Below are 1,837 nucleotides of genomic sequence, written 5' to 3' on the forward strand. Positions count from 1 at the left end.
AAGGGCATGCGCGCCCAACGCCCGACCCACCGACCAMGKCCAGAAAAGCYTGGCTTCYACCTGCWTACCGCAAGCCGAGCCCCGTCGCGGCCGGTAGGCSCCTGGGCAAAATAAAGGAGGAGGCCGCCCGCGGCCGGGGGACATTTGCGCCAGGGGCCTACCGGCCGCGACGGGGCCCGCACGCGCGCGACAGACCCGATCAGAGACGCCACGCGATCCCTACGCCCCAAGGACCGCATGACGCGCACGCGCACCGCCGTGCACCGTCCGCCAAGGCTCTTGGAACCAGACGCTCCCCACCTTGGGAAGAAAAGACTTATCGCTTGCTTGTTGCTGCTCCATCCCCAGAATAGGCGCACTGAACCAAATGCCGGACGGACATCGCGGGATGAAGAGCAAGCAGGAAATCGTTGAAAACTGGCTGCCGCGTTACACCGGCGTGCCCTTGGACCAGTTCGGCCAGCACATCCTGCTGACCAACTTTGCCGGCTATCTGCATACCTTCTCGCACCTTACCGGCGCACCGGTGCAGGGCATGGATCGGCCGATGGCCAGCGTCACCAGCGATGACATTACCCTGATCAACTTCGGCATGGGCAGCCCCAACGCGGCCATCGTGATGGACCTGCTGTCGGCGGTAATGCCCAAGGCGGTGCTGTTCCTGGGCAAATGCGGTGGGCTCAAGCGCAAGAACCAGCTGGGCGACCTGGTCCTGCCGATCGCCGCGATCCGCGGCGAGGGCACTTCCAGCGACTACCTGCCGCCGGAAGTGCCGGCGCTGCCGGCCTTCGCCCTGCAGCGTGCGGTGTCCACGACCATCCGCGATCTGGGCCACGATTACTGGACCGGCACGGTCTACACGACCAACCGTCGGGTCTGGGAGCATGATGAGGCCTTCAAGGAAAAGCTGCGGCTGATGCGCTGCATGGCCATCGATATGGAGACGGCCACCCTGTTCGCAGCCGGCTTTGCCAACCACATTCCGATCGGTGCATTGCTGTTGGTGTCCGATCAGCCGATGATCCCCGACGGGGTCAAGACCGAGGCGTCCGATGCCAAGGTCAGCTCGCAGTTCGTCGAAAACCATATCCAGATCGGTATCGAGGCGCTTAAGCTTATACGGCGCAACGGCAAGTCGGTCCGCCACCTGCGCTTTGACGAGTGATGGATATCGCACCGGCGGGCGTCTTGGGGACGCGCCGCCATCAGGGGTAGTAAATGGACGTGGCGGCACAAGTCGTGGAGTTCTGGCGCAATGCCGGCCCACAGCAATGGTTCACGCGCGATGACGCGTTCGATGCGCGGTTCCGCGAGGCGTTCCTGGAGGAACACTTCGCCGCTGCCCGTCGTGCACGCGAGCATTGGCTGGGCAGTGCCGATGGCGCGCTGGCGCTGATGATCCTGCTCGACCAGTTTCCGCGTAACTGTTTCCGCGATACCGCCCATTCCTACGCCACCGATGGGCTGGCCCGGCACTACGCGATGCGCGCGGTGGAAGAGGGGCTGGACCTGCAGTTGGTGCCCAAGCTGCGCGCTTTCATCTATCTGCCGTTCGAGCATTCGGAAGACCCGCAGGACCAGGAGCGTTCGGTGGCGATGTTCGATGTGCTGGGCGACAAGGAATACCTGCAGTACGCCGAGCTGCACCGCGACATCATCCGCCGGTTCGGTCGCTTCCCGCACCGCAATGCGGTGCTGGGGCGGATGCCGACGCCGGAAGAGCTGGATTACCTGGCCGAAGGCGGGTTTGCGGGTTGAGAGCGGCGTAGAAGCAAAAAGCGTAAAAGCAACAGCAACAGCAACAGCAACAGCAACAGCAACAGCAACAGCAACAGCA

Annotated in this window: 2 protein-coding genes; both read left to right on the forward strand. The window is 63.6% G+C overall.

Translation table 11 applies throughout. The features are described 5' to 3' along the window. Nucleotides 1–388: 388 nt before the first annotated feature. The gene (locus tag AC1DQP_RS20100; RefSeq protein WP_457321943.1) at nt 389–1,165 is read left to right on the forward strand and encodes an AMP nucleosidase; all 777 of its coding nucleotides are present in this window, start codon (nt 389–391) and stop codon (nt 1,163–1,165) included. A gap of 53 nt (nt 1,166–1,218) precedes the next feature. Continuing rightward, a complete protein-coding gene (locus tag AC1DQP_RS20105; RefSeq protein ID WP_256777317.1) occupies nt 1,219–1,758 on the forward strand; it encodes a DUF924 family protein in 540 nt (179 codons plus the stop codon). Nucleotides 1,759–1,837 lie beyond the last annotated feature (79 nt).

It is taken from the genome of Stenotrophomonas sp. P5_A8, assembly GCF_056400545.1.

Excerpts from the sequence above, each read along its gene's own strand:
- AC1DQP_RS20100 (WP_457321943.1), top strand. The coding sequence starts at position 389 with ATGAAGAGCAAGCAGGAAATCGTTGAAAACTGGCTGCCGCGTTACACC.
- AC1DQP_RS20105 (WP_256777317.1), top strand. The coding sequence starts at position 1,219 with ATGGACGTGGCGGCACAAGTCGTGGAGTTCTGGCGCAATGCCGGCCCA.